This window comes from Phytopseudomonas flavescens (genome assembly GCF_900100535.1).
GTDB lineage: Bacteria > Pseudomonadota > Gammaproteobacteria > Pseudomonadales > Pseudomonadaceae > Aquipseudomonas > Aquipseudomonas flavescens.
Genome location: NZ_FNDG01000005.1, coordinates 14,030 through 39,213, shown reverse-complemented (window position 1 = coordinate 39,213; position 25,184 = coordinate 14,030). Strand labels below are relative to the sequence as shown.

At 62.9% G+C, this 25,184-nt stretch carries 20 protein-coding genes; 17 read left to right on the top strand and 3 right to left on the bottom strand.

Annotated elements, in window-relative coordinates; translation table 11 throughout:
- The first annotated feature begins 214 nt into the window (after positions 1-214).
- The 3 genes from BLR94_RS07925 (at position 215) to BLR94_RS07915 (ending at position 5,219) form a co-directional block, all read left to right on the top strand.
- Complete coding sequence (locus BLR94_RS07925) at positions 215-2,632, top strand: hybrid sensor histidine kinase/response regulator (RefSeq protein WP_084304222.1); 2,418 nt, start codon at positions 215-217, stop codon at positions 2,630-2,632.
- A 248-nt stretch (positions 2,633-2,880) separates the two neighbouring features.
- A complete protein-coding gene (locus BLR94_RS07920; RefSeq protein ID WP_084304221.1) occupies positions 2,881-4,257 on the top strand; it encodes an iron-containing redox enzyme family protein in 1,377 nt (458 codons plus the stop codon).
- 17 nt (positions 4,258-4,274) lie between these two features.
- On the top strand, positions 4,275-5,219 hold the full coding sequence (locus BLR94_RS07915) for a N5-glutamine methyltransferase family protein (protein ID WP_084304220.1): 945 nt from the start codon (positions 4,275-4,277) through the stop codon (positions 5,217-5,219).
- 36 nt (positions 5,220-5,255) lie between these two features.
- Here BLR94_RS07915 and dapC read toward each other — a convergent pair whose 3' ends face one another.
- Entirely contained in the window at positions 5,256-6,452 is a 1,197-nt protein-coding gene (gene dapC, locus BLR94_RS07910) for a succinyldiaminopimelate transaminase (protein WP_084304219.1), read from the bottom strand.
- Positions 6,453-6,655: 203 nt separating this feature from the next.
- On the opposite strand from dapC, the gene BLR94_RS07905 reads away from it, so the two are divergent.
- Positions 6,656-8,548, top strand: a complete 1,893-nt coding sequence (locus BLR94_RS07905; protein ID WP_084304218.1) for a methyl-accepting chemotaxis protein — start codon at positions 6,656-6,658, stop codon at positions 8,546-8,548.
- Positions 8,549-8,667: 119 nt separating this feature from the next.
- Here BLR94_RS07905 and BLR94_RS07900 read toward each other — a convergent pair whose 3' ends face one another.
- Positions 8,668-11,364 (bottom strand): [protein-PII] uridylyltransferase, encoded by a 2,697-nt coding sequence (locus BLR94_RS07900; RefSeq protein WP_084304217.1) that lies wholly within the window; start codon positions 11,362-11,364, stop codon positions 8,668-8,670.
- 34 nt (positions 11,365-11,398) lie between these two features.
- Positions 11,399-12,199: a type I methionyl aminopeptidase gene (gene map / locus BLR94_RS07895; protein ID WP_084304470.1), complete on the bottom strand. Its 801-nt coding sequence runs from the start codon at positions 12,197-12,199 to the stop codon at positions 11,399-11,401.
- A 288-nt stretch (positions 12,200-12,487) separates the two neighbouring features.
- On the opposite strand from map, the gene rpsB reads away from it, so the two are divergent.
- The 13 genes from rpsB (at position 12,488) to lpxA (ending at position 25,184) form a co-directional block, all read left to right on the top strand.
- Positions 12,488-13,231: a 30S ribosomal protein S2 gene (gene rpsB, locus BLR94_RS07890; RefSeq protein WP_084304216.1), complete on the top strand. Its 744-nt coding sequence runs from the start codon at positions 12,488-12,490 to the stop codon at positions 13,229-13,231.
- Between the two features lie 128 nt (positions 13,232-13,359).
- Positions 13,360-14,223 (top strand): translation elongation factor Ts, encoded by an 864-nt coding sequence (gene tsf, locus BLR94_RS07885; RefSeq protein WP_084304215.1) that lies wholly within the window; start codon positions 13,360-13,362, stop codon positions 14,221-14,223.
- A 185-nt stretch (positions 14,224-14,408) separates the two neighbouring features.
- Positions 14,409-15,152, top strand: coding sequence for a UMP kinase (gene pyrH, locus BLR94_RS07880; protein WP_042555172.1), 744 nt, complete (start codon positions 14,409-14,411; stop codon positions 15,150-15,152).
- Positions 15,149-15,706: a ribosome recycling factor gene (gene frr, locus BLR94_RS07875; protein WP_084304214.1), complete on the top strand. Its 558-nt coding sequence runs from the start codon at positions 15,149-15,151 to the stop codon at positions 15,704-15,706. Before pyrH ends, frr begins: the two co-directional genes overlap by 4 nt.
- 16 nt (positions 15,707-15,722) lie before the next feature.
- On the top strand, positions 15,723-16,487 hold the full coding sequence (gene uppS, locus BLR94_RS07870; protein ID WP_084304213.1) for a polyprenyl diphosphate synthase: 765 nt from the start codon (positions 15,723-15,725) through the stop codon (positions 16,485-16,487).
- Positions 16,487-17,302 carry a phosphatidate cytidylyltransferase gene (locus BLR94_RS07865; protein WP_084304212.1) on the top strand — a complete coding sequence of 272 codons (816 nt, stop codon included), beginning with the start codon at positions 16,487-16,489 and terminating at the stop codon, positions 17,300-17,302. The genes uppS and BLR94_RS07865 overlap by 1 nt, the downstream gene beginning before the upstream one ends.
- Complete coding sequence (gene ispC / locus BLR94_RS07860; protein ID WP_084304211.1) at positions 17,299-18,492, top strand: 1-deoxy-D-xylulose-5-phosphate reductoisomerase; 1,194 nt, start codon at positions 17,299-17,301, stop codon at positions 18,490-18,492. Before BLR94_RS07865 ends, ispC begins: the two co-directional genes overlap by 4 nt.
- Entirely contained in the window at positions 18,489-19,841 is a 1,353-nt protein-coding gene (gene rseP / locus BLR94_RS07855; protein WP_084304210.1) for an RIP metalloprotease RseP, read from the top strand. The genes ispC and rseP overlap by 4 nt, the downstream gene beginning before the upstream one ends.
- Before the next feature lie 73 nt (positions 19,842-19,914).
- Positions 19,915-22,308, top strand: coding sequence for an outer membrane protein assembly factor BamA (bamA, locus tag BLR94_RS07850; protein WP_084304209.1), 2,394 nt, complete (start codon positions 19,915-19,917; stop codon positions 22,306-22,308).
- A 48-nt stretch (positions 22,309-22,356) separates the two neighbouring features.
- Entirely contained in the window at positions 22,357-22,860 is a 504-nt protein-coding gene (locus tag BLR94_RS07845) for an OmpH/Skp family outer membrane protein (protein ID WP_084304208.1), read from the top strand.
- Positions 22,860-23,921: a UDP-3-O-(3-hydroxymyristoyl)glucosamine N-acyltransferase gene (lpxD, locus tag BLR94_RS07840; RefSeq protein ID WP_090423674.1), complete on the top strand. Its 1,062-nt coding sequence runs from the start codon at positions 22,860-22,862 to the stop codon at positions 23,919-23,921. Before BLR94_RS07845 ends, lpxD begins: the two co-directional genes overlap by 1 nt.
- A gap of 49 nt (positions 23,922-23,970) precedes the next feature.
- Entirely contained in the window at positions 23,971-24,411 is a 441-nt protein-coding gene (gene fabZ / locus BLR94_RS07835; protein WP_084304207.1) for a 3-hydroxyacyl-ACP dehydratase FabZ, read from the top strand.
- Complete coding sequence (gene lpxA / locus BLR94_RS07830) at positions 24,408-25,184, top strand: acyl-ACP--UDP-N-acetylglucosamine O-acyltransferase (protein WP_084304206.1); 777 nt, start codon at positions 24,408-24,410, stop codon at positions 25,182-25,184. The genes fabZ and lpxA overlap by 4 nt, the downstream gene beginning before the upstream one ends.

Genomic DNA, 25,184 nt, shown 5'->3' with positions numbered 1-25,184 from the left:
CAAGGGACGATGCGCACGGCCATTCCGCTCTCTAGCCCTCTACCAGGCGGATCGCTGCCCGGCGTGGCGAGATTTCTCGCAGCAACGCGGCTTGCGCTGAAACGCCAACAGACCCTAGAGTTGCCCCATTGGCAATTCGAACCGTGCAAGCCGGTATCACGAAGAGGGCATAGGGCTCTCCGGTACCGTGCACCAGGGTCATCAGCGGGGCTGCATGCGTTCTTTTCTGATCATTGTTCTGGCCATTTGCCCGATACTGGCGAGTGCTGCGGGACCGGCCGTGTTCGACGACACCACCCGGGCCCTGCCGCTCGGGCAGTTGATGTCCGTGTTCGAGGACGTGCGCGGTGACAGGAGCATCGACGACATCACCTCCAGTGCCCTGCAAGGCAGTTTCCGCGAACACGACAAACCGGTATTGAATGCGGGCTATTCCCGGTCGGCCTTCTGGGTACGCATCGACCTGCAATACCAGCCTCGTCATGCCGAACAGGCCCGTCATCATCTGCACTGGCTGCTGGAGCTGGCCTATCCGCCGCTGGATCGGCTGGAGCTCTACGAGGAGGGCGCAGATGGCCGCTTTCGCCTGACCCAGCGCACCGGTGACGCGCTGCCGTTTTCCAGCCGGGAAATCCGCCAGAACAATTACCTGTTCCCCCTCGATTTCAAGCCGGAACAGGTACGCCGCATCTACCTGCGGCTCGAGAGCCAGGGCTCCATTCAGGCGCCGCTGACCCTCTGGTCGCCCACCGCCTACCTGGAAGAGCAGCCGGCACGTATCTACGTGCTGGGCATCATCTACGGCGTATTGCTGGTGATGCTGATTTACAACCTGTTCATCTTCATCAGCGTGCGCGACACCAGTTACCTGTATTACATCTGCTATATCGCCTCGTTCGGGCTCTACCAGGTCTCGGTCAACGGTGCCGGCATCGAGTTCTTCTGGCCCGACAATCCCTGGTGGGCGAACGTCGCCACGCCCTTCCTGATCGGCGCCACGGCATTGTTCGGCTGCCAGTTCGCGCGCAGTTTCCTGCAGACCCGCCAACATAGCCCCTGGGTGGATCGCTGCCTGTTGCTGCTGGTGGTCTGGGGCACGCTGGTGATGGCACTGGCGTTGACCGTCAGCTATGCCGTTTCGCTGCGCCTGGCCACCGTGCTGGCGCTGGTGTTCACCCTGGTGGTGTCCGTCGCCGGGGGGCTCGCCTGGCTGCGCGGCATGCGGGTGGCACGCTACTTCATCATCGCCTGGGCGGCCTTCCTGCTCGGTGGCGTGGTCAATACGCTGATGGTGCTCGGTTACCTGCCCAACGTGTTCCTGACCATGTACGCCAGCCAGATCGGTAGCGCGATCGAGGTCGCCTTGCTGTCCCTGGCGCTGGCCGACCGTATCAACGCGATGAAGGAGGAGCGCGCGCGCATCCTGCAAAGCGCCAGTGCCAAACTGGAGGCCCTGAACCACGAGCTGGCCGACAGCAACCGCCTCAAGGACGACTTCCTGGCCACCGTGACCCATGAGTTGCGCACGCCGATGAACGGGGTGATCGGCTGCCTGGAGTTGATGCAGACCCTGCGCCTGGACCCGGAGGTCGAGCAGTACCAGAAGACCGCTACGCGGTCGGCGCGGGACATGATGCAGATGGTCAACGACATCCTCGCACTCACCGAACTGCAGTCCGGCAGACTGTATCCGCGGCGTGAAACCTTCAGCCTGCGCGGCCTGCTCGACGGTGTGTGCGCCAATCACGAAGGCCGCGCCCGCGACAAGGGCTTGATGTTTTCCCTCGATCTGGACGAGCGGCTGCCCGACACCGTGGAGGGCGATGCGCTGAAACTGGCGCAGGGCCTTGGTTACCTGCTCGACAACGCCATCAAGTTCACCCCGGCGGGAAAGGTCTGTCTGCGCGTGCGCGGCGTGGGCGAGCCGACCCTCGATAGCCTGCCGTTGAGCTTCGAGGTGATCGACACCGGGATCGGCCTGGAGCAGGTGCGCGAGGCCGACCTGTATCGCCGTTTCCATCAACTCGACAATTCGATGACCCGTCAATACGGTGGCCTGGGCATCGGCCTGAGCATCTGCCGGCAACTGGTCGAACTGTTGGGCGGCAACCTGGCCTACGAGCCCAATCGTGCGGGTGACGGCGGCAGCATCTTCAGGCTCAGCCTGACCCTGGCGCTGCCGGTGCACAAGGGCGGTAGCCAACCGGTGGTGCGCCGTGCCAGCGGCAGCCCGGTGCGCGTGGCCGAGCAATGTACCGTGCTGGTGGTGGAGGACAACGCGATCAATCAACTGGTGATTCGCGGCATGCTCCTCAAGCTCGGTTACCGGGTACGCACCGCGGACAACGGCAGCGAAGCCCTGGAGTGCCTGCAGCGCGAGTCGGTCGATGCCGTGCTTCTCGATTGTCAGATGCCGGTGATGGATGGTTTCGCCACCTGCCGGGCACTGCGCCTGCTACCCGGTTGCGCCGAGCTGCCGGTGCTGGCGATCACGGCCCACAGCCAGTCTGGCGACCGCGAGCGCTGCCTGGCGGCTGGCATGAGCGACTACCTGGCCAAGCCGGTGAAGTTCGACGAACTGCGGGTACTGCTGCACGACTGGGTGCTGTGCGCACGTCTCGATCACCACTGAGTGCCGCCGCCTGAGCGGTATTGGTGCTGACCGGCGGGATGCCGCCTTGCATGCAGGTCGGGGCTGCCGCTACCGCCGATCCTTCAAGTTGAATCTTTCCTCGTCCAGCATCCTCCCTTATTGCATAAGGCCATGGCTGACGGGAGGGGGCGAGAGCCTGCCGATGGCAACACGGCCACATCCGGGGATCACTCCCGAGCGCTGTTCTCGAACAAGCGCCTTCGAACTGCCCACGCAAGGCTACGACCATGACTACATTGACGCCGATCTTCACCACGTCTCGGGAACCCTGCCGTTTGCTGCCATCCGGCTCCGCTCACGCGCTCTACGAAGGCCTGCTGCAACCGCAACTGGCTGATGAAGTGCTGGAGCAGGCACGCAGTTTTCTCGAGGCACAGTTGGACGCAGCCGAGCAACTGCCTTGCGACATGCCGGTACAGCCGGACGCTTTGCTGGGCTGGATGCGCGATGCCGCACAGCGCACCACGCAGGCCTACGGGCAGTACCTGGAAGAGCGACGCGAGGGCGCGCCCAGGCGTTATTTCAGCAACCGCGCTCATGCCCTGTATTTCCTGCGTCACGTGGCGCCCACCAAACTGGTCGATGGTGCCTGGCTCTATGGCCTGCTCAAGCATTGGCAGGAGCTGCGCTTGCGTCCGCTGTTGCGCACCTACCTCGAAGAACTGGGCGATGGTGTTGCCGGGATGAACCATGTGCTGCTGTACAAGCAGTTGCTCAGTCAGCACGGCTGCGACGAGCTGGCCGAACTGGAAGACCGGCATTTCCTCCAGGGCGCCCAGCAGCTTGCCCTTGGCCACTTGGCCGACCACTACCTGCCCGAGGTGATCGGCTACAACCTCGGCTACGAACAGTTGCCCCTGCACCTGCTGATCACCCGCTACGAACTCACCGAGCTGGATATCGATCCTTACTATTTCCAGTTGCACGTGACCATCGACAACGCCGGTACCGGGCATGCGCAGAAGGCCGTGCAGGCGCTGCTGGACAACCTGCCGCTGGTCGGCGACCGTGAGGCCTTCTACCGCCGGGTGATGCGCGGCTACCGGCTCAACGACCTGGGCGTGGGCAGTACCGCGGTGATCGCCGCCTTCGATCTCGAGGAGCAGCTGTGCGACATGCTCGAACGCAAGCGCCAGGTGGCCACCCAGGTGCATTCCGACTACTGTCGGCTCGAGGGGCGCACCATCAATCAATGGCTGAGCGAGCCGGGCCAGGTACCCGCCCTGCTCGAAGCGTTGCAGAAGCGTGGCTGGATCCGTCGCAACGAAGACCCGCAGAACAGCCGGTTCTGGCAACTCGTGCAGGGCGACCGGGCAGCCATGTTCGGTGTGTTCAGCGCTTACGAGCTGCAGCTCCTGCACGACTGGATCGCCGGTGACTGGATGCCGCCGCCTAGCCGTGCCCACAGCCGTCGAAGCGTGGCTCGCCCCAATGCACCGCAGGTGGTTGGCCTGGACGATGAGGCCCAGGCTCTGCGCGCCACCTTGCGCACACTGCCGACTCGCCAGCAGCCGGAAAAACTGATCGAACTGATGTCTCCCGCCAGTCACTTCACCCCGGCAGGGTTGTTGGCGACGGGCCTGTTCAATGCCTATCTCCAATGACCCTTGCCGGAGCAGCGATGCTTGACGAACCCCAGCAGGCACTCCTCAGGCTGGGCCAGGCGCTCAGTGAGCGGGGCTACCGATTCACCACCGTCACGCCACTGACCCACGAGCGGGTCACCACCCGTGCGGGCAATGCGCAGGCCCGTGATCTGCAAGGCGTTTTCGGCTGGAGTCGCCCCTTCGCGGCTGGCCTGCTCGATGCCGAGCTGCTCGGGCTGATGCGGGCGGCCGATGTGCTGGTCGAGGAGTCCGGGCAACTGCGTAGCGCCGTACGTTACTCCAGCCTCGGCGAGCAGTTGTTCGTGCATTCCTGTTACCCGACGCAGCAGACCGATGCGGTATTTTTCGGCCCCGACAGTTACCGCTTCGTGCGAGCCATCGAGGCGTTTCTGCAGTTATCCTCGAACACGACGATCGAGCGTGCCGTGGATATCGGCTGCGGTGCCGGCCCCGGTGCGCAATCCATCGCCCTGGCGCGGCCGGCGGCGCAGGTGCTGGCCGTGGACATCAACTCCCGCGCCCTGGCCTTCACTCGGGTCAATGCCGCCCTGGCGAACGTGGATAACCTGCGGGCCCAGCCCAGCGATCTGCTCGGCGGTGTGGATGGCGAGTTCGATCTGATCGTCGCCAATCCACCCTATATGCTCGACAGCGAGCGTCGCGCCTACCGTGACGGAGGCGGTGACCTTGGCGCGGGATTGTCGCAGGCCATCGTCGCAGCCGCGTCGACCCGGCTGGCGCCAGGGGGCAGCCTGCTGCTCTACACCGGTGTGGCGATGACCGCTGGCGGTGATCCTTTCCTCGCCTACCTGCAGCGTACCCTCGGCACCTCAACGCTGGCATGGCGCTACGAGGAAGTGGATCCCGATGTGTTCGGCGAAGAGCTGTCGAAGCCCGGCTACGAGGATGTGCAACGGATTGCGGCGGTGGTTCTCACCGTCACTCGCACGGCGAGTTGACGGCAGCGCCGCCTCCTGGAGGGGGCGCCATGCGGCTTAGGCCTGTTCGACGAAGCGGCGGATACGCCGTGCGGCTTCCACGCATTCGTCGAGCGGTGCGACCAGCGCCATGCGTACACGGCCACTGCCAGGATTGAAACCCTCCACGTCGCGCGACAGGTAGGAGCCCGGCACCACGGTGACGTGCTCGCGGGCGAACAGCGCGCGGGTGAATTCGGCATCGTCGCCCGGCGTCCTGGCCCACAGGTAGAAGCCGCCATCCGGGCGTTGCACGTCGAGCACGCCGGCGAGGATTGCCAGCACGGCCTCGAACTTCTCACGGTACAGGTCGCGGTTGGCGCGTACGTGATCCTCGTCCTGCCAGGCCGCGATGCTGGCCAGCTGGGTGTGCACCGGCATGGCGCAACCATGGTAGGTGCGGTAGAGCAAAAAGGCCTTGAGGATGTCGGCGTCACCGGCGACGAAGCCAGAGCGCAGGCCCGGCAGGTTGGAGCGCTTGGAGAGGCTGTGGAAGACCACACAGCGCTTGAAGTCGTTGCGGCCGAGTTCGGCACAGGCGCTCAGCAGGCCAGGGGGCGGAGTGTCTTCGTCGAAATACAGCTCGCTGTAGCACTCGTCGGCGGCAATCACGAAGTCGTACTGGTCAGCCAGGGCGATCAGTCTTTTCAGCGTTGCCAGCGGAATCAGCGCACCGGTCGGGTTGCCGGGCGAGCAGAGAAAGAGGATCTGGCAGCGCTGCCAGACGTGCGGCGCCACCGCCTCGAAGTCCGGATTGAAGCCATGTTCGGCCAGGCACGGCAGGTAATGCGGCTGGGTGCCGGCGAGCAGCGCTGCGCCCTCGTAGATCTGATAGAACGGATTGGGGCTGACCACCAGACCGTCGACGTCGCGCTGGGCCACCGCCTGGGTGAAGGCGAACAGTGCCTCGCGGGTGCCATTGACCGGCAGCACGTGGCACGCAGGGTCCAGCCAGCCGGCCGGTACGCTGAAGCGGCGCTCGCACCAGCTGGCGATGGCTTCGCGCAATGCCGCAATGCCTTGTGTGGTCGGGTAGACCGCCAGTTGTTCGAGGTTGTCGGTCAGCGCCTGGGCGACGAACGCCGGCGAGCGGTGCTTGGGTTCACCGATGGACAGGGCGATGGGCGAGCGGTCGGCAGCAGGCTGCACGCCGGCGAGCAGGGCGCGGAGTTTCTCGAACGGGTAGGGCTGCAACTGGGCGAGGGCGTGGTTCATGATGATCCAACGTGTCCTTTGTGGGGCGGCGACAAAGCTGCCGACACTAGCACGTGGGGCGCTCCCAGGAAAATTCCCTTTCGCCCCGCCGGCACAGGCGGGATCGGCCCGCCTCGTCGCTGCCGGTGCGTCTAAAGGCTGGCCACTAGGAGCCGATAGCCTGTGCGCAAGCCGTTTTCCGCCCCCTTTCAGCGAGACCCTCTATGCGCACCCTCAAGTTCAGCCACAAGATCATGCTGGCTGCGTCGCTGGTGGTCATTGCAGCCTTCGCGTCGTTCGCGCTGTACAACGACTACCTGCAACGTACCTCGATTCGCGACAACCTGGCGAACTACCTCAACGATGTCGGCCAGGTATCCACCGGCAACATCCAGCACTGGCTGAACGGCCGCATGCAACTGCTGGACAACCTCGCCGAGACGGTTCAGGACGACAGCGCAGCCGATTCGCTGGCCAGAAACCTGCAGCACCGCAGCATCGCCGCCGCCTTCCTGTATGCCTATTTCGGGCGGGCCGACGGCACCTATACCCAGTTTCCTGCCAGCGAGCTGCCCGCCGGCTACGACCCGCGTCAGCGGCCCTGGTACAAGAGCGCCGTGGGTGGCAGCGGGCCGGGGCTGACCGACCCTTACCTGGCCGCCGATCCACGGGACGGCCTGCTGATCACCATCACCCGCCCCGTCACCGCCAACGGCACCCTGCGCGGCGTGGTGGGCGGCGACCTGAAGCTGCAGACCATCGACGACATTCTCAACTCCTTCGATCTAGGCGGTATGGGCTATGCCTTCCTGGTCGATGAGAAAGGCACGGTGCTGGTGCATCCGGACAAGAGCCTGGTGCTCAAGAAACTGCCCGATCTGTTCTCCACGGGTGCGCCACGCCTGGAATCAGGCCTGCAGGAGGTCTCGGCCGTCGACGGCAGCGCACGCATGGTCACCTTCCTGCCGGTGCAGGGCCTGGCCGGGGTGCGCTGGTACGTCGGCCTGTCCGTCGACCAGGGCAAGGCATTCGCCGCGCTCCAGGAATTCCGCCTTTCGGCGTTGATGTCCACGGTGATCGGCGTGATCGCCATCCTGCTGCTGCTCGGCATGCTGATCCGCATCCTGCTGCGCCCGCTGCACGTGATGAGCGATGCTATGAGTGGCATCGCCGAAGGCGAGGGCGACCTGACCCAGCGGTTGAAGATCGACTCCGGGGATGAGTTCGGCGAACTGGCAGGGGCCTTCAACCGCTTCGTCGAGCGTATCCACGAGTCGATCCGCGAAGTGGCCTCGACCACCCGCGAAGTGCATGCCCGGGTCAGCACCGTGGTGCAGGCCTCCAATGCCTCCATGGGCAACTCCAGCGAGCAGGCCGCGCGCACCGACAGCGTCGCCGCGGCGATCAACGAACTCGGCGCCGCCGCCCAGGAAATCGCCCGCAATGCCGCCGATGCGTCGGTGCAGGCCAGCGATGCACGTCGTGATGCCGAAGAAGGGCAGAACATGGTCGAGCGCACGCTGGGCTCCATGGGCGATCTGTCGGACAAGATCCAGGCCTCCGGCAGCCATATCGAAGTGCTGAGCCAGAAGAGCGACGACATCGGCCAGATCCTCGATGTGATCAAGGGGATCTCCGAACAGACCAACCTGCTGGCGCTCAACGCTGCCATCGAAGCGGCCCGTGCCGGCGAGGCGGGACGGGGATTCGCCGTGGTCGCCGACGAGGTGCGCAACCTGGCCCAGCGTACGCAGAGTTCGGCGCAGGAAATCCAGCAGATGATCGAGCAGTTGCAGGCCGGCGCCCGTGATGCCGTGACGACCATGGGCGAAAGCCGTCGCTTCAGCGATGACAGTGTGCGCATCGGTGGGCAGGCTGGCGAGAACCTGCGTGGCGTGACCCGGCGCATCGGCGAGATCGACGGCATGAACCAGTCCGTGGCCACCGCCACCGAGGAACAGACCTCGGTGATCGAAAGCCTGAACATGGACATCACCGAGATCAATACCCTCAACCAGGATGGCGTACGCAACCTGCAGTCCAGCCTCGCTGCCTGTACCGAGCTGGATCAGCAGGTCGGTCGTCTAAAGCAACTGGTGGACAGTTTCAGGATCTGACCCGGCAGCAGTGGCTCGGCCTTCCTGGCGCCGAGCCCCCGCAGCGAATGCGATGAACGCTGCGGGGTTGCGGTGCGCCCGCCCCCGATTCGCGCCGGCAGCGATGCTTCTACGACGGCTTAGATGCCGATCTGCAATGGACTTGGGCTGCTGGTCGCCGAGAGCTTGGTGATGATGGTCTGCTGTAGGCGCGTGCACAGCTCCGGATCGGAGAGTGGCTGGTTGTTGGCGTCGGTGACGAAGAACACGTCTTCTACGCGCTCGCCCAGCGTGGCGATCTTGGCGTTCTGCAGTGACAGGTCGAAATCCAGGAATATCCGCCCGACCTTGGCCAGCAGGCCGGGGCGGTCGGGCGCGGTCAGCTCTAGCACGGTGACTGGTCGCTGGGCGTCATTGTGGATGGTCACCTGTGGCGCGAACGCAAAGTGCTTGAGCTGCCGCGGCACCCGACGCTGGATGATGTTGGGGTACTCGTCGGGATGCTTCAGCGTATCGATCAGGCTTTGCCGTATCTGCTTGATGCGCTGAGGGTTGTCGCCAATCGAGCCGCCTTCGGCCTCCAGCACGATGTAGGTGTCGAGGGTGAACTGGCTGGTCGAGGTGAGGATCCGGGCGTCATGGATGTTCAGGTTCAACTGCGCCATGGCGGCCACCGTCACCGCGAAGAAATCGTGCTGATCGGGCGCATAGATGAAGATCTGCGTGCCGCCCTCGGATTCGCGCTGGGTGGTTTCCTTGATCAACACCAGTGGGCCGCCGTCGCCGGGGTGCTGGAGGATCGCGTCGGTGTGCCAGGCCACGTCGCTGGCCGTGTGGCGCAGGAAGTAGTCATCGCCCAGCTGCGCCCATAGCTGCTCGACGTCGTCGGAGTCGGTGCCGCCGCGTACCAGGGTGTCCAGCGCCGCGCTCTGGGTCAGGCGGATCTGTTCTTCGCGTTCCACCGGGTTCTCCAGGCCGCGGCGCAGCGCTCGCTTGGTTTCCGTGTAGAGCTGGCGCATCAGGCTGGCACGCCAGGAGTTCCACAGGCTCGGGTTGGTGGCATTGATATCGGCCACGGTGAGCACGTACAGGTAGTCCAGGTGGGTCTGGTCGCCGACGAACGCCGCGAAGTCGTGGATCACCTGCGGGTCTGACAGGTCCTTGCGCTGGGCGGTGGTCGACATCGCCAAGTGGTTCTGCACCAGCCAGACGATCAGCCCGGTGTCCCAGGCCGGCAGATGGTGGCGCTGGCCGAAGGCTTCGGCATCGAGGGCGCCCAGCTCCGAGTGGTCGCCGCCGCGGCCCTTGCCGATATCGTGGTAAAGACCGGCCAGGTAGATCAGTTCGGGCTTGGGCAGCTTGTCGATCAGTTTGCTGGCCAGGGGGAATTTCTCCGCCAGTTCCGGCCACTTGAACTTGCGCAGGTGCTTGATCAGGTTGAGCGTGTGGGCGTCGACCGTATAGATGTGGAACAGGTCGTGCTGCATCTGCCCGACGATATGGCCGAATTCCGGCAGGTAGCGGCCGAGAATGCCGTAGCGGTTCATGCGCCGCAGGTTGCGGTGGATGCCCTGTTCGCTCTTGAACAGCTCGATGAACAGGCTGGTGTTGCGGATGTCCTTGCGGAAGTCATCGTCGATCAGGTGACGATGGTCGCGCAGCAGGCGAATGGTGTCGGCGCGCACGCCCTTGAGATCCGGGTGCTGGGCCAGCAGCACGAAGATCTCGATGATCGCGAACGGCGTGCGCTTGAATACGTTGAGGTGGGTGACTTCCAGGTAGCCATTGCGCACCTGGAAACGGCTGTTCAGCGGCGTGGCCGGGCCATTGTCACCGTCGCGGAGAATTTCTTCCTCGAAGTGCTGGTTGATCAGGTCGCTGAGCTCGGCGATGCCCATCACCACCCGATAATACTTCTGCATGAAGCGTTCGATGGTGCGCTTGGTGTCGCCTTCGTGGTAACCGAGCAGCTCGGCGACCTTGCTCTGGTGGTCGAACAGCAGGCGATCTTCGGCGCGCCCGGCCAGCATGTGCAGGGCGTAGCGCACCTTCCAGAGAAACGCCTGGGAAGACGCCAGCAGGGTGTATTCGCTTTCCAGCAGGAAGCCCTGGCCGACCATGGCGTGCAGGTTGAGGGTGCCGAAATGGCGGCGAGCCACCCAGAGAATGGTCTGGATGTCGCGCAGCCCGCCAGGCGATCCCTTGACGTTGGGTTCCAGGTTGTACTCGGTATCGTTGTACTTGGCGTGGCGACCCTTCTGTTCCTCGCGCTTGGCCAGGAAGAACGCCTGGCTCGGCCACATGTGGGCACTGGACGTGACCTCCTGCATGCGTCCGCGCAGGTGCTCGTGGCCGGCGATGGTACGGCTTTCCATCAGGTTGGTGATCACCGTCAGGTCGGCGCGGGCTTCTTCGCCGCACTCGGCTACCGAGCGTACGCTCTGGCCGACTTCCAGGCCGATGTCCCAGAGCAGGGTAAGAAAGCCTTCGATCGCGTCGCGGAAGATTTCCTGGTCATCGCTGCCGAGGAGGATCAGCAGGTCGATATCCGAATAGGGGTGCAGCTCGCCACGGCCATAGCCGCCTACCGCCAGCAGGGCGATTTCGGCGTCCGCGCTCCAGGAAAAGCGATTCCAGGCTTCCAGCAGAATCTGGTCGGCGAACCAGGCACGGTCCTCGACCAGGCGACGCACATTGCGGCCGTCACGAAAGCGTGCATCGAGCACGTCGTGGGCGCGGCGGATAGCTTTCTTGAAGGCACCGATGGGGCTGGACTTGAGCGCCAGTTCCGCCTGGAACTGGCCGCGATCGAACAACTCGGAGTCTACCTGCGGCATGCGGCGGCCTTCCTTCTATAGGCGTGGTTCGAGATCAGGGCGAAACCCGTGCGATGGTGTCATCGCCGCGCAGGGTGAATATCTCGTAGCCATCGGCAGTGACCAGCAGGGTATGCTCCCACTGCGCGGACAACTTGCGGTCCTTGGTGATCGCGGTCCAGCCGTCGCCCAGTACGCGGGTTTCCGGACGACCCTGGTTGATCATCGGCTCGATGGTGAAGGTCATGCCTTCCTTGAGTTCCATGCCCGTGCCAGCGCGGCCGTAGTGCAGCACCTGCGGTTCCTCGTGAAACACCGAACCGATGCCGTGGCCGCAGAACTCGCGTACTACGGAGAAACCATGCTTCTCGGCATGCTTCTGGATCACTTCGCCGATATCGCCCAGGCGGGCTCCCGGACGTACCACTTCGATGCCCTTGTACAGGCATTCCTGAGTGATGCGCGACAGGCGCTCGGCCCACTCCGGCACCTTGCCGACGTGGAACATGCGGCTGGTGTCGCCGTAGTAGCCGTCCTTGATGACGGTGACGTCGATGTTCATCACATCACCTTCCTTGAGCGGCTTGTCGTTGGGGATGCCGTGGCACACCACGTGGTTGAGCGAGGTGCAGATGGACTTGGGGAACCCCGGGCGGCCTGGGGCGGCGCCATAATTGAGCGGCGCGGGAATGGCCTTCTGCACGTTGACGATATGCTCGTGGCACAGGGTGTTCAGCTCATCGGTGGTGACACCTGGCCTGATGTGCTCGGCGATCATCTCCAGCACATCGGCGGCCAGGCGGCCGGCGATGCGCATCTTCTCGATTTCATCGGGCGTCTTGAGGGTGACGGTCATGGTGATCTCGGTATCTGTAAAGGACGCCATTCTAAGCTCCAGGCTCCAGGCCGCAAGCGTCAAGTGACGGCGACACCCGGGGGGCGGCCCGCTCGAGGTGCCCGTCGCACGACTCTAGGCTCTCTGCCTGTAGCGTATGGCCGCCTCTTGTGGTATAAAACGCGCCGCTTTACGGGGCAGACCCCGAAAGCCAAACCCCACACACGTATCGACACGATTTCCTGGGTGCCCGCAAGGGTTGGGAATTGGGATACGTGGAGGCCTAACCCGACTTATCAAGGAACTATCATGTCCCAAGTCAACATGCGCGATATGCTGAAGGCCGGTGTGCACTTCGGTCACCAGACCCGTTACTGGAACCCGAAAATGGGCAAGTACATTTTCGGCGCGCGTAACAAGATCCACATCATCAACCTTGAAAAGACCCTGCCGATGTTCAACGACGCGCTGTCGTTCGTTGAAAAGCTGGCTGCTGGCAAGAACAAGATCCTGTTCGTCGGCACCAAGCGTTCCGCTGGCAAGATCGTTCGCGAAGAAGCGGCTCGTTGTGGCTCGCCGTTCGTCGATCACCGCTGGTTGGGCGGCATGCTCACCAACTACAAGACCATCCGTGCCTCGATCAAGCGTCTGCGTGATCTGGAAGTGCAGTCCCAGGACGGCACCTTCACCAAGCTGACCAAGAAAGAAGCCCTGATGCGTTCGCGCGACCTGGAAAAACTGGATCGCAGCCTGGGTGGTATCAAGGACATGGGCGGTCTGCCGGACGCTCTGTTCGTCATCGACGTTGATCACGAGCGCATCGCGATCACCGAAGCCAACAAGCTGGGCATCCCGGTCATCGGCGTTGTCGATACCAACAGCAGCCCGGAAGGCGTTGACTACATCATCCCGGGTAACGACGACGCCATCCGCGCCATTCAGCTGTACATGGGCGCCATGGCCGACGCCGTTGTCCGTGGTCGCAGCAATGCTGGCGGCGCTACCGAGCAGTTCGTCGAAGAAGCACCGGCTGCAGAAGCTGCCGAAGGCTAAGCGGTAACGCGGAGCATTTAGTGTTATGCGCTGCGCAAAAAGGGGGCTAGGCCCCCTTTTTGCCACTCACAGATTTGATCGCCCGCACGGCGGACGATGCTTGAAGACCTACCAAGAGGATTTTCAAAATGGCAGAGATCACTGCAGCCCTGGTTAAAGAACTGCGCGAGCGTACTGGCCAAGGCATGATGGAATGCAAGAAGGCGCTGGTTGCCGCCGGTGGCGACATCGAGAAGGCCATCGACGACATGCGCGCTTCGGGTGCCATCAAGGCCGCCAAGAAAGCCGGCAACATTGCCGCTGAAGGCGCCATCGCCGCTCGCGTCGAAGGTGGCCGTGGCCTGATCATCGAAGTCAACTCGCAGACCGACTTCCTGGCTCTGCAGGATGACTTCAAGGGCTTCGTAAAAGACAGCCTGGATGAAGCCTTCACTCAGAACCTGACCGAAGTCGCACCGCTGATCGCTGCCCGCGAATCCGCTCGCGAAGGCCTGGTTGCGAAGTGCGGTGAGAACGTCAACATCCGTCGTCTGACCGCTGTCGCTGGCGAAACCGTGGGCGCTTACCTGCACGGTCACCGCATCGGCGTTCTGGTCGTTCTGAAGGGCGGCAACGACGAGTTGGCCAAGCACGTTGCGATGCACGTCGCTGCCTCCAACCCGGCCGTGGTTTCGCCGGATCAGGTTTCCGAAGAGCTGGTTGCCAAGGAAAAGGAAATCTTCCTGCAGCTGAACGCCGACAAGATCGCCGGCAAGCCGGAAAACATCGTCGAGAACATGATCAAGGGCCGTATCAACAAGTTCCTGGCAGAAGCCAGCCTGGTTGAGCAGGCTTTCATCATGGATCCGGAAGTCAAGGTCGGCGAGTTGGTGAAAAAGGCTGGTGCCGAGGTCGTCTCCTTCGTTCGTTATGAAGTGGGCGAGGGCATCGAGAAGGCCGAGAACGACTTCGCTGCCGAAGTCGCTGCTCAGGTTGCTGCCAGCAAGCAGTAATCGGCGGTTCTGCAAGGCCCCAGAAGAGGCTGCCCGCTGATGCGCGCGGCCTCTTTTCAAATGGGGATTTTTTTCCAATCGGCGTGCGTGCCTCGGGCACGAACCGCTGTGAGCGCTGTCGAAGCGCTCGATATGGGCGAGCCATCGGGCTCGCACGTTTTCTTACGCCGCAGGAGAGACTGGTAATGGCTCAGCAGGTGAGTGGTCGTCAACCGCGCTACAAGCGCATTCTGCTCAAACTCAGCGGCGAGGCCCTGATGGGCTCTGAGGATTTCGGTATCGACCCCAAGGTACTGGATCGCATGGCGCTGGAAGTCGGCCAACTGGTCGGCATCGGCGTACAGGTCGGTGTGGTGATCGGCGGTGGCAACCTGTTCCGTGGCGCCGCGCTGAGCGCTGCAGGCATGGATCGGGTCACCGGCGACCACATGGGCATGCTGGCCACGGTGATGAACGCCCTGGCCATGCGCGACGCGCTGGAGCGCTCCAACATTCCCGCGCTGGTCATGTCGGCCATCTCCATGGTCGGGGTCACCGATCATTACGACCGCCGCAAGGCCATGCGCCACCTGAAAACCGGTGAGGTGGTGATTTTCGCCGCCGGCACCGGCAATCCGTTCTTCACCACCGACTCCGCCGCCTGCCTGCGCGGTATCGAAATCGATGCCGATGTGGTGCTGAAGGCAACCAAGGTGGATGGTGTGTACACTGCCGATCCATTCAAGGATCCGCACGCGGAAAAATTCGATCGCCTGACCTATGACGAGGTACTGGATCGCAAGTTGGGCGTGATGGACTTGACCGCCATTTGTCTGTGTCGTGATCACAACATGCCGCTGCGTGTTTTCAACATGAACAAGCCGGGTGCCCTGCTCAATGTCGTGGTGGGTGGCGCCGAAGGTACTTTGGTCGAGGAAAGTAAAGAATGATCAACGAAATCAAGAAGGACGCCCAGGTTCGCATGCAGAAGAGCCTGGAATCGCTGGCCCACGCATTCAGTCGTATCCGCACCGGCCAGGCCCACCCGAGCATCCTCGGCGGCGTGATGGTGCCTTACTACGGCGCCGATACGCCGTTGAATCAGGTCGCCAGCGTGACCGTGAAGGACTCGCGCACCCTGCAGGTCGTGGCGTTCGAGCGCAACATGCTGGCTGCCGTGGACAAGGCGATTCAGAGCTCCGGTCTGGGCTTCAATCCGACCAACCTCGGCGAGCTGCTGCTGATTTCCATGCCGGCGCTCACCGAGGAAACCCGCCGCGGTTTCACCAAGCAGGCGCGTGACGCCGCCGAAGATGGCCGCGTGGCCGTGCGCAACATTCGCCGCGATGCCCTGAGCCAACTCAAGGATCTGGTCAAGGAAAAGGAAATCAGCGAAGACGAAGAACGTCGTGCCGCTGACGACATCCAGAAGCTGACCGACAAGTTCGTGGCCGAGATCGAGACTGCCGTCAAGCAGAAAGAAGCGGACCTGATGGCCGTTTGATGGCCAGGAAGTCGCCATGGACAATTGCAAAGTCGGTGCCGTGATGGCCGTTCCACGGCACGTGGCGATCATCATGGACGGTAATAACCGCTGGGCGCGCAAGCGCCTGATGCCTGGCGTGGCCGGTCACAAGGCGGGCGTCGATGCCGTGCGGGCGGTGATCGAGGTGTGTGCCGAATCGGGGGTCGAGGTGCTGACCCTGTTCGCGTTCTCCAGCGAGAACTGGCAACGCCCCGCCGAAGAAGTCGGCGCGTTGATGGAGCTGTTCCTCAGCGCCTTGCGCCGGGAAGCGCGCAAGCTCGACGAGAACGGCATCAGCCTGCGCATCATCGGTGATCGCTCGCGCTTCCACCCGGAGCTGCAGGCCGCCATGCGCGAGGCCGAGGCCAAGACGGCGGGTGCTGCTGGCGAAAAGCGCTTCATTCTGCAGATCGCCGCGAATTATGGCGGTCAGTGGGATATCGCCCAGGCTGCCCAGCGCCTCGCACGCGAGGTGCAGGGTGGGCATCTGCAGCCCGAGGACATCACCCCGAGCCTGTTGCAGGGTTGCCTGGTAACGGGCGAGCTGCCTTTGCCCGATCTGTGCATTCGCACCGGTGGCGAGCATCGGGTCAGTAATTTCCTGCTCTGGCAAATGGCCTACAGTGAGTTGTATTTCTCCGACCTGCTGTGGCCGGACTTCAAGCACGACGCCATGCGCGCAGCGCTGGCGGATTTTGCCAAGCGCCAGCGACGCTTTGGCAAGACCAGTGAGCAAGTCGAAGCCGGGGCCCGCGCCTGATGCTCAAACAACGAATCATTACCGCACTGATCCTGTTGCCCATCGCTCTGGCAGGCTTCTTCCTCCTCGAGGGCGAGGCGTTCGCGCTGTTCATCGCCGTGGTGGTGGTGCTCGGCGCCTGGGAATGGGCGCGCCTGGCCGGTTTCGCCACCCAGGCGCTGCGCGTCGCTTATGCGGCGCTGGTGGCGCTGTTGCTGTATGCGTTGCACGGTTGGCCGGCGCTGGCGCCCTGGGTGCTGGGTATCGGCGTGTCGTGGTGGGCGTTGGCGACCCTTCTGGTGCTCAGTTATCCCGATAGCAGCCGCTACTGGGGCGGCCTGCCGGGACGCTTGCTGATCGGGCTGTTGATTCTGTTGCCCGCCTGGCAAGGCCTGGTGGTGTTGAAGCAATGGCAGCTGGCCAATTGGCTGATCCTTGCCGTCATGGCGCTGGTCTGGGTCGCGGACATAGGCGCCTACTTCTCGGGCAAGCGCTTCGGTAAGCGCAAGCTGGCTCCGCGGGTAAGCCCTGGCAAGAGCTGGGAAGGGCTGTTCGGCGGGTTGCTGCTCAGTTTGCTGCTGACCGTGGTGGTCGGCCTGTACCGTGGTTGGCCACCTGGCGTGTTTGTGCTGGCGCTGCCGGCTGCGGGCCTGGTGGTGCTGATTTCCGTGGTCGGCGATCTGACCGAGAGCATGTTCAAGCGCCAATCCGGTATCAAGGACAGCAGCAACCTGCTACCGGGGCATGGCGGGGTGCTCGATCGTATCGACAGCCTGACCGCAGCGGTACCGGTCTTCGCCGTCCTGCTGCTGCTCGCCGGCTGGGGCACCTTATGAGCCAGTTGCAGCGTATTACCGTGCTGGGCGCCACGGGCTCCATCGGCCTCAGTACGCTCGATGTGATCGCTCGCCATCCCGCTCGCTACCAAGTGTTCGCCTTGACGGCGTTCAGTCGCCTGAGCGAACTGGAAGCGCTGTGCGTGGTGCATCGACCAGCATTTGCCGTTGTCGCGGATGCGCAGGCCGCCAACCACTTGCAGGCTCGCCTGTGCCTGGCCGGCCTCGATACCTGGGTGCTGTCTGGCGAGGCGGGGCTGTGCGAGGTATCGGCGCATGCCGAGGTAGACGCCGTGATGGCGGCGATCGTCGGTGCCGCCGGGCTCAAGCCTACGCTGGCGGCGGTGGAGGCAGGCAAGAAAGTGCTGCTGGCCAACAAGGAAGCACTGGTGATGTCGGGTGCATTGTTCATGCGCGCGGTACGCCAGAGTGGCGCGGTCCTGCTGCCTATCGACAGTGAACACAATGCGATTTTCCAGTGCCTGCCCGGCGATTACGCCCGTGGCCTGCATGCGGTCGGCGTGCGCCGCATCCTGCTGACGGCGTCGGGTGGCCCGTTCCGGGAGACCTCGTCCGAGGCGCTGCAGGCGGTTACCCCCGAGCAGGCCTGTGCCCATCCGAACTGGTCGATGGGCCGCAAGATTTCCGTCGATTCGGCCAGCATGATGAACAAGGGGCTCGAACTGATCGAGGCCTGCTGGCTGTTCGATGCGCGCCCCGATCAGGTCGAGGTGGTGATCCATCCGCAGAGCGTCATCCACTCGCTGGTCGACTACCTCGACGGTTCGGTGCTCGCCCAGTTGGGCAATCCCGACATGCGTACTCCCATCGCCCATGCACTGGCATGGCCACAGCGTATCGATTCCGGTGTCGCACCGCTGGATCTGCTCAGCGTGGCACGCCTGGACTTCCAGGCACCGGACGACTTGCGATTTCCCTGCCTGCGCCTGGCGCGGCAGGCGGCAGAGGCGGGCGGTAGTGCGCCGGCCATGCTCAACGCGGCGAACGAAGTGGCGGTGGCGGCGTTTCTCGAACGGCGGATTCGCTTTACCGATATCGCGCGTATCATTGACGGCGTTCTCGAGGCCGAGCCGGCTGTCGCGGTCGAGTGTCTCGACGCCGTGCTCGAGGCCGACCGCCGGGCCCGGGAATTGGCTGGGCAGTGGTTGAATCGTGGAGAGGTGGCATGAGCGCACTGTATATGATCGTCGGGACCCTGATCGCGCTCGGGGTGCTGGTGACCTTTCATGAATATGGTCATTTCTGGGTGGCCCGACGCTGCGGCGTCAAGGTGCTGCGCTTCTCGGTGGGCTTCGGCACGCCGCTGGTGCGCTGGCACGACCGCCAGGGGACGGAATTCGTGATCGCCGCGATCCCGCTCGGCGGCTACGTGAAGATGCTCGACGAGCGTGAGGGCGAGGTGCCCCCGGCTCTGGTCGAACAGTCGTTCAACCGCAAGACCGTCGGCCAGCGTATCGCCATCGTGGCTGCAGGGCCCGCGGCCAATTTCGCGCTGGCGCTGGTGTTCTTCTGGCTGGTGGCCATGCTGGGTAGCCAGCAGGTGCGCCCGGTCATCGGCGCGGTGGAGGCGGGTAGCCTGGCGCAGGTCGCCGGTCTGCAGGCTGGCGAGGAAATCGTTTCGATCAACGGCAAGGCGACGTCGGGCTGGTCGGCCGTCAATCTGCAACTGGTACGACGCCTTGGCGAGAGTGGCGAGTTGCTGATCGCGACCCGTCATGCCGACGAGGGGGGCGATACCCTGCACCGCGTCGAACTGGACAACTGGCTGCGCGGCGCCAACGAGCCGGATCCGATCGCCTCGCTGGGCATTCGTCCCTGGCGCCCGAGCCTGGAGCCGGTGCTGGCGGAGTTCGACCCGCAGGGGCCTGCGCAGGCCGCTGGACTGCGGATTGGTGATCGCCTGCTGGCCCTGAACGGAGAGAATCTGGCCGACTGGCAGGACCTGGTCGAGCGCGTGCGTGGCCTGCCGGGCCGGTCGATATCGCTGGCGCTGGAGCGCGACGGGCAGCGCCTTGACGTGCCCGTTACCCTGGCGAGTCGCGGTGACGGTGAGGCGGCCAGCGGTTACCTCGGTGCCGGTGTCGCGGCTGCCCAATGGCCACCCGAAATGCTTCGCGAGGTCAGCTATGGCCCGTTGGAAGCCATCGGCGAAGGGGCATCGCGAACCTGGACGATGAGTGTCCTGACCCTCGATTCGCTGAAGAAAATGCTCTTCGGCGAGCTCTCGGTAAAAAACTTGAGCGGGCCGATAACCATTGCTAAAGTGGCGGGCGCTTCGGCCGAGTCGGGTCTCGGGGATTTCCTGAATTTCCTCGCCTACCTGAGTATCAGCCTGGGCGTTCTCAATTTGTTGCCCATCCCCGTTCTGGATGGGGGGCATCTGCTTTATTACCTGGTCGAGTGGGTGCGGGGTCGTCCTCTCTCCGAACGGGTGCAGGGTTGGGGGATGCAGATCGGCATCAGCCTGGTGATCGGGGTGATGCTGCTGGCTCTGGTCAATGACCTCGGGCGCTTGTGACCCCTGCTGAATTAAATATCTTTCGTCTCGAACGACTGATTTCTTATCGTTAGTTGGAATAAGAAAGGACTTCATGAAACGTCTGCTGCTACCTGCGGTACTTGCCGCATTGATGATCGCCGAAGTTCACGCTGAGTCCTTCACCATCTCCGATATTCGTGTCAACGGCCTGCAACGTGTTTCCGCGGGAAGCCTGTTCGGCGCGCTGCCCCTCAATGTGGGCGAGCCGGCCGACGACCGCGCGCTGGTCGAAGCGACGCGTGAACTGTTCAAAACCGGTTTCTTCCAGGATATCCAGCTGGGCCGTGATGGCAACGTGCTGGTCATCACTGTGGTCGAACGCCCTTCGATTTCCAGTATCGAGATCGAAGGCAACAAGGCCATCAGCAGCGATGACCTGCTCAAGGGCCTGAACCAGTCCGGCCTGGCCGAAGGCGAAATCTTCCAGCGCGCCACCCTCGAGGGCGTGCGTAACGAGCTGCAGCGCCAGTACGTGGCCCAGGGCCGTTACTCCGCCGAGATCGATGCGGAAGTCATTCCCCAGCCGCGTAACCGCGTGGCGCTGAAGATCAATATCAACGAAGGCACGGTTGCCGCTATCCAGCACATCAACGTGGTGGGCAACAAGGTCTTTTCCGATGAAGATCTCAGCGATCTGTTCGAACTGAAGACCAGCAACTGGCTGTCGTTCTTCAAGAACGACGACAAGTACGCCCGTGAGAAACTGTCCGGTGACCTGGAGCGCCTGCGTTCCTACTACCTGGACCGCGGCTACATCAACATGGACATCACCTCCACCCAGGTGTCCATCACCCCGGACAAGAAGCACGTCTACATCACCGTCAATATCGATGAAGGCGAGAAGTACACCGTGCGCGACGTGAAACTGTCCGGCGACCTCAAGGTGCCGGAAGAAGAGGTTCGTGCGCTGCTGTTGGTCAAGCAAGGCCAGGTGTTCTCCCGCAAGGTGATGACCACCACCAGCGAACTGATCACCCGCCGCCTGGGTAACGAAGGCTACACCTTCGCCAACGTCAACGGTGTGCCCGAGCCCCACGATGACGACAACTCGGTGTCGATCACCTTCGTCGTCGACCCGGGCAAGCGGGCGTACGTCAATCGCGTCAATTTCCGTGGCAACACCAAGACCGAAGATGAAGTGCTGCGCCGTGAAATGCGCCAGATGGAAGGCGGCTGGGCATCCACCTACCTGATCGACCAGTCCAAGGTGCGCCTGGAACGGCTGGGCTTCTTCAAGGAAGTCAACGTCGAGACCCCGCAAGTGCCGGGTACCGACGACCAGGTCGACGTCAACTACAGCGTCGAAGAGCAGGCTTCCGGTTCGATTACCGCCAGCGTCGGTTTCGCCCAGAATGCCGGTCTGATCCTCGGTGGCTCGATCACCCAGAACAACTTCCTCGGCAGCGGCAACCGCGTCAGCCTCGGCCTGACCCGCAGCGAATACCAGAGCCGCTACAACTTCAGCTTCACCGATCCCTACTGGACGGAAGACGGCGTGAGCCTGGGCTACAACGCCTTCTACCGCACCACCGACTACGACGAGCTGGATGTCGATGTGTCCAGCTACTCGGTCGACAGCCTGGGCGCCGGTATCAATATCGGTTACCCGATCAGTGAGACCGCTCGCCTGACTTATGGCCTGACTGTGCAGCAGGATGAGATCAGTACCGGTCGCTATACCGTTGACGAGATTTTCGACTTCACCCGCCAGGAAGGCGATAAGTACCTGAACTTCAAGGCTTCCGTTGGCTGGTCGGAGTCCACCCTGAACCGTGGCGTGCTGGCCAACCGTGGGCATTCGCAGAGTCTGGTGTTCGAAACCACCGTGCCGGGCAGCGACCTGTCGTTCTACAAGCTCGACTACCGCGGCCAGGTCTTCAAGCCGCTGACCGATACCTACACCATGCGTTTCCACACCCAGTTGGGATACGGCGGTGCGTTCGGCTCCACCAGCAAGCTGCCGTTCTACGAGAACTATTACGCCGGCGGTTTCAACTCGGTACGGGGTTTCGAAGACAACAGCCTGGGCCCGCGCAGTACGCCGAGCGTTGTTCGTAACGCTGCAGGCGAGATTGTCAACGGTCCTGATGAGCTTGGCCGCTATACCGACACGGATCAGGATCCGCTGCCATTCGGTGGTAACGTGTTGATCCAGGGCGGCGCCGAGTTGTTGTTCCCGTTGCCGTTCGTCAAGGATCAGCGTTCGCTGCGCACGGCCCTGTTCTGGGACGTGGGTAACGTGTTCGATACCGACTGCAGTTCCACACAGAAGGCTCGTGGTGACAGCTGCGATATCGATTTCGGCAACCTGGCCAGTTCGGTCGGTGTGGGTGTCACCTGGATCACCGCCCTCGGTCCGCTGAGCTTCAGCCTGGCGATGCCGGTGAAGAAGCCGGACGACGCCGATACCCAGGTATTCCAATTCTCCCTCGGCCAGACGTTCTAAGCGTCTGCTCATGAATCATGAAGACAGTTTTTCTGCAGGAGTTGCACCGTGCGTAAGTTGACTCAACTGGTTCTGTTAAGCGCTACCCTGCTGGCCACCCCGGCATTCGCGGAAATGAAGGTCGCGGTCCTGAATTATCAGATGGCCCTGCTCGAATCCGATGCGGCCAAGCGTTACGCGGTAGACGCCGAGAAGAAGTTCGGCCCGCAGCTGAACAAGCTCAAGACCCTGGAAAGCGATGCCAAGCGCATTCAGGATCGCGTCGTCAAGGATGGCGAGAAGATGCAGACCGCCGAGCGCGAGCGTCTCGAGCTGGACTTCAAGCAGAAGGCCCGCGACTTCCAGTTCCAGTCCAAGGAGCTGAATGAAGCCAAGGCCGCCGCTGATCGCGACATGCTCAAGAAACTCAAGCCCAACCTGGACAAGGCCGTCGAAGAAGTCATCAAGGCCGGCAACTTCGACCTGGTGCTGGAGCGCGGTGCGGTGATCGATGTCAAACCTCAGTACGACATCACCCGTAAGGTCATCGAGCGCATGAACCAGCTGCGTTAATGATGTCTTCGCCAGTATTCACCCTCGGCCAGCTGGCCGAGCGGTTGGGCGCCACCTTGCGTGGTGCCGCCTCACAGACGGTCGACGGGCTGGCAACCTTGCAGGATGCCGGCCCGTCTCAGCTGACGTTCCTGGCCAATGCCCAGTACCGCAAACACCTGGGAAGCTGTCGGGCCGCTGCCGTGTTGCTTACCGCCGCTGACGCCGACGATTTCTCTGGCAATGCGCTGGTCGTCGACAATCCCTACCTGGCCTACGCGTCGCTGTCTCATCTGTTCGAGAGCAAGCCCAGGGCGACGGCGGGGGTTCATCCCACCGCCTTGGTGGCAGATGACGCGTGGGTCGATCCGAGTGCCGCCATCGGGCCCTATGTGGTGATCGAGAGTGGCGCGAAGATCGCGGCAGGTGTGTCGCTGGGGGCCCATTGTGTGGTCGGTGCGCGATCCGAGATCGGCGAGGGTGGCTGGTTGGCGCCGCGGGTTACGCTGTACCACGATGTGCGCATTGGCAAGCGAGTGGTCATCCAGTCGGGGGCGGTGATCGGTGGTGAGGGCTTCGGCTTCGCCAACCACAAGGGGGTCTGGAAGAAGATCGCGCAGATCGGCGGCGTGAGCATCGGCGACGACGTCGAGATCGGTGCCAACACCACTCTCGATCGCGGTTCGCTGTCCGATACCCGTATCGGCAATGGCGTGAAGCTGGATAACCAGATCATGATCGCGCACAACGTACAGGTCGGCGACCACACGGCGATGGCTGCCTGCGTCGGTATTTCCGGCAGTACCTCGATCGGCAAGAACTGCATGATCGCCGGTGGCGTTGGCATGGTCGGGCATATCGACGTGTGCGACGGCGTCTACGTCACCGGGATGACCATGGTCACCCGCTCGATCACCGAGCCAGGTGCCTATTCATCCGGTACCGCCATGCAACCTGCGGGCGAGTGGAAGAAAAGCGTGGCGCGCATCCGCCAGCTGGACGACATGGCACGGCGTGTGAAGCAGTTGGAAAAACAACTGGCTGCCGTGACCTCTAGCGGGAATGCCTCATCTGATGCCTGAGCATGGCTGACGCCGTGCTCTCTTCTTTTTATTACGGGCTTCTCTGGAAATGATGGAAATCAACGAAATTCGCGAGTACTTGCCGCACCGCTACCCGTTCCTGCTGGTGGATCGAGTCACGGAGCTGGATATCGAGGGCAAGAGCGTTCGTGCCTACAAGAATGTCAGCGTCAACGAGCCATTCTTCAACGGCCATTTCCCCGAGCATCCGATCATGCCCGGCGTCCTGATCATCGAGGCCATGGCGCAAGCCGCCGGCATCCTGGGTTTCAAGATGATGGACGTGAAGCCTGCCGACGGCACGCTCTACTATTTCGTCGGCTCCGATAAGCTACGCTTCCGTCAGCCGGTCGTGCCTGGCGACCAACTGATCCTCGAGGCCAGGTTCCTCAGCAGCAAGCGCAGTATCTGGAAGTTCGAATGCAAGGCGACGGTAGACGGCAAGGAAGTGTGCTCGGCCGAAATCATCTGTGCGGAACGCAAGTTATGAGTTTGATTGACCCTCGCGCCATCATCGATCCCAGTGCCAGGCTGGCGGACGACGTCGTCGTCGGCCCTTGGTCGATCATTGGGCCCGACGTAGAAATCGGCGAGGGCAGCGTGCTGGGTCCCAATGTGATCATCAAGGGCCCTACCCGTATCGGCAGGCACAACCGCATCTACCAGTTCGCCTCGCTCGGCGAGGACACCCCGGATCGCAAGTACAAGGGCGAACCCACGCGCCTGGTCATCGGTGACCACAACATCATCCGTGAAGGCGTGACCATGCACCGTGGCACCATTCAGGATCGTGACGAAACCACCATCGGTGACCACAACCTGATCATGGCCTACGCCCATATCGGTCACGACAGCGTCGTCGGCAACCACTGCATCCTGGTCAACAACGTGGCGCTGGCGGGGCATGTACACATCGGTGATTGGGCGATCCTGTCCGGTTACACGCTGGTCCATCAGTTCTGCCATATCGGCGCGCACTCCTTTGCCGGCATGGGGGCGGCAATCGGCAAGGATGTTCCGGCTTACGTCACCGTATCCGGCAATCCCGCCGAGGCGCGCAGCATGAACTTCGAGGGTTTGCGCCGCCGGGGATTCAGCCCCGAGTCGATGCAGGCGCTGCGCCGTGCCTACAAGATCGTCTATCGCCAGGGCTTCACCATCGAAGAAGCGCTGGTGGAGTTGGAGGACGTGGCCGCGCAGTTCTCCGAAGTGGCGGTTTTCCGCGATTCGATCCTTACCTCCAGCCGCGGCATCACCCGCTGA

Coding starts and splice junctions, on each gene's coding strand:
- BLR94_RS07900 (WP_084304217.1), bottom strand. CDS start 11,364: ATGCCGCAGGTAGACTCCGAGTTGTTCGATCGCGGCCAGTTCCAGGCG.
- dapC (WP_084304219.1), bottom strand. CDS start 6,452: ATGAACCACGCCCTCGCCCAGTTGCAGCCCTACCCGTTCGAGAAACTC.
- BLR94_RS07920 (WP_084304221.1), top strand. CDS start 2,881: ATGACTACATTGACGCCGATCTTCACCACGTCTCGGGAACCCTGCCGT.
- BLR94_RS07915 (WP_084304220.1), top strand. CDS start 4,275: ATGCTTGACGAACCCCAGCAGGCACTCCTCAGGCTGGGCCAGGCGCTC.
- rseP (WP_084304210.1), top strand. CDS start 18,489: ATGAGCGCACTGTATATGATCGTCGGGACCCTGATCGCGCTCGGGGTG.
- uppS (WP_084304213.1), top strand. CDS start 15,723: ATGGACAATTGCAAAGTCGGTGCCGTGATGGCCGTTCCACGGCACGTG.
- frr (WP_084304214.1), top strand. CDS start 15,149: ATGATCAACGAAATCAAGAAGGACGCCCAGGTTCGCATGCAGAAGAGC.
- pyrH (WP_042555172.1), top strand. CDS start 14,409: ATGGCTCAGCAGGTGAGTGGTCGTCAACCGCGCTACAAGCGCATTCTG.
- BLR94_RS07905 (WP_084304218.1), top strand. CDS start 6,656: ATGCGCACCCTCAAGTTCAGCCACAAGATCATGCTGGCTGCGTCGCTG.
- rpsB (WP_084304216.1), top strand. CDS start 12,488: ATGTCCCAAGTCAACATGCGCGATATGCTGAAGGCCGGTGTGCACTTC.
- lpxD (WP_090423674.1), top strand. CDS start 22,860: ATGATGTCTTCGCCAGTATTCACCCTCGGCCAGCTGGCCGAGCGGTTG.
- BLR94_RS07865 (WP_084304212.1), top strand. CDS start 16,487: ATGCTCAAACAACGAATCATTACCGCACTGATCCTGTTGCCCATCGCT.
- lpxA (WP_084304206.1), top strand. CDS start 24,408: ATGAGTTTGATTGACCCTCGCGCCATCATCGATCCCAGTGCCAGGCTG.
- map (WP_084304470.1), bottom strand. CDS start 12,199: ATGACCGTCACCCTCAAGACGCCCGATGAAATCGAGAAGATGCGCATC.
- ispC (WP_084304211.1), top strand. CDS start 17,299: ATGAGCCAGTTGCAGCGTATTACCGTGCTGGGCGCCACGGGCTCCATC.
- tsf (WP_084304215.1), top strand. CDS start 13,360: ATGGCAGAGATCACTGCAGCCCTGGTTAAAGAACTGCGCGAGCGTACT.
- fabZ (WP_084304207.1), top strand. CDS start 23,971: ATGATGGAAATCAACGAAATTCGCGAGTACTTGCCGCACCGCTACCCG.
- BLR94_RS07925 (WP_084304222.1), top strand. CDS start 215: ATGCGTTCTTTTCTGATCATTGTTCTGGCCATTTGCCCGATACTGGCG.
- bamA (WP_084304209.1), top strand. CDS start 19,915: ATGAAACGTCTGCTGCTACCTGCGGTACTTGCCGCATTGATGATCGCC.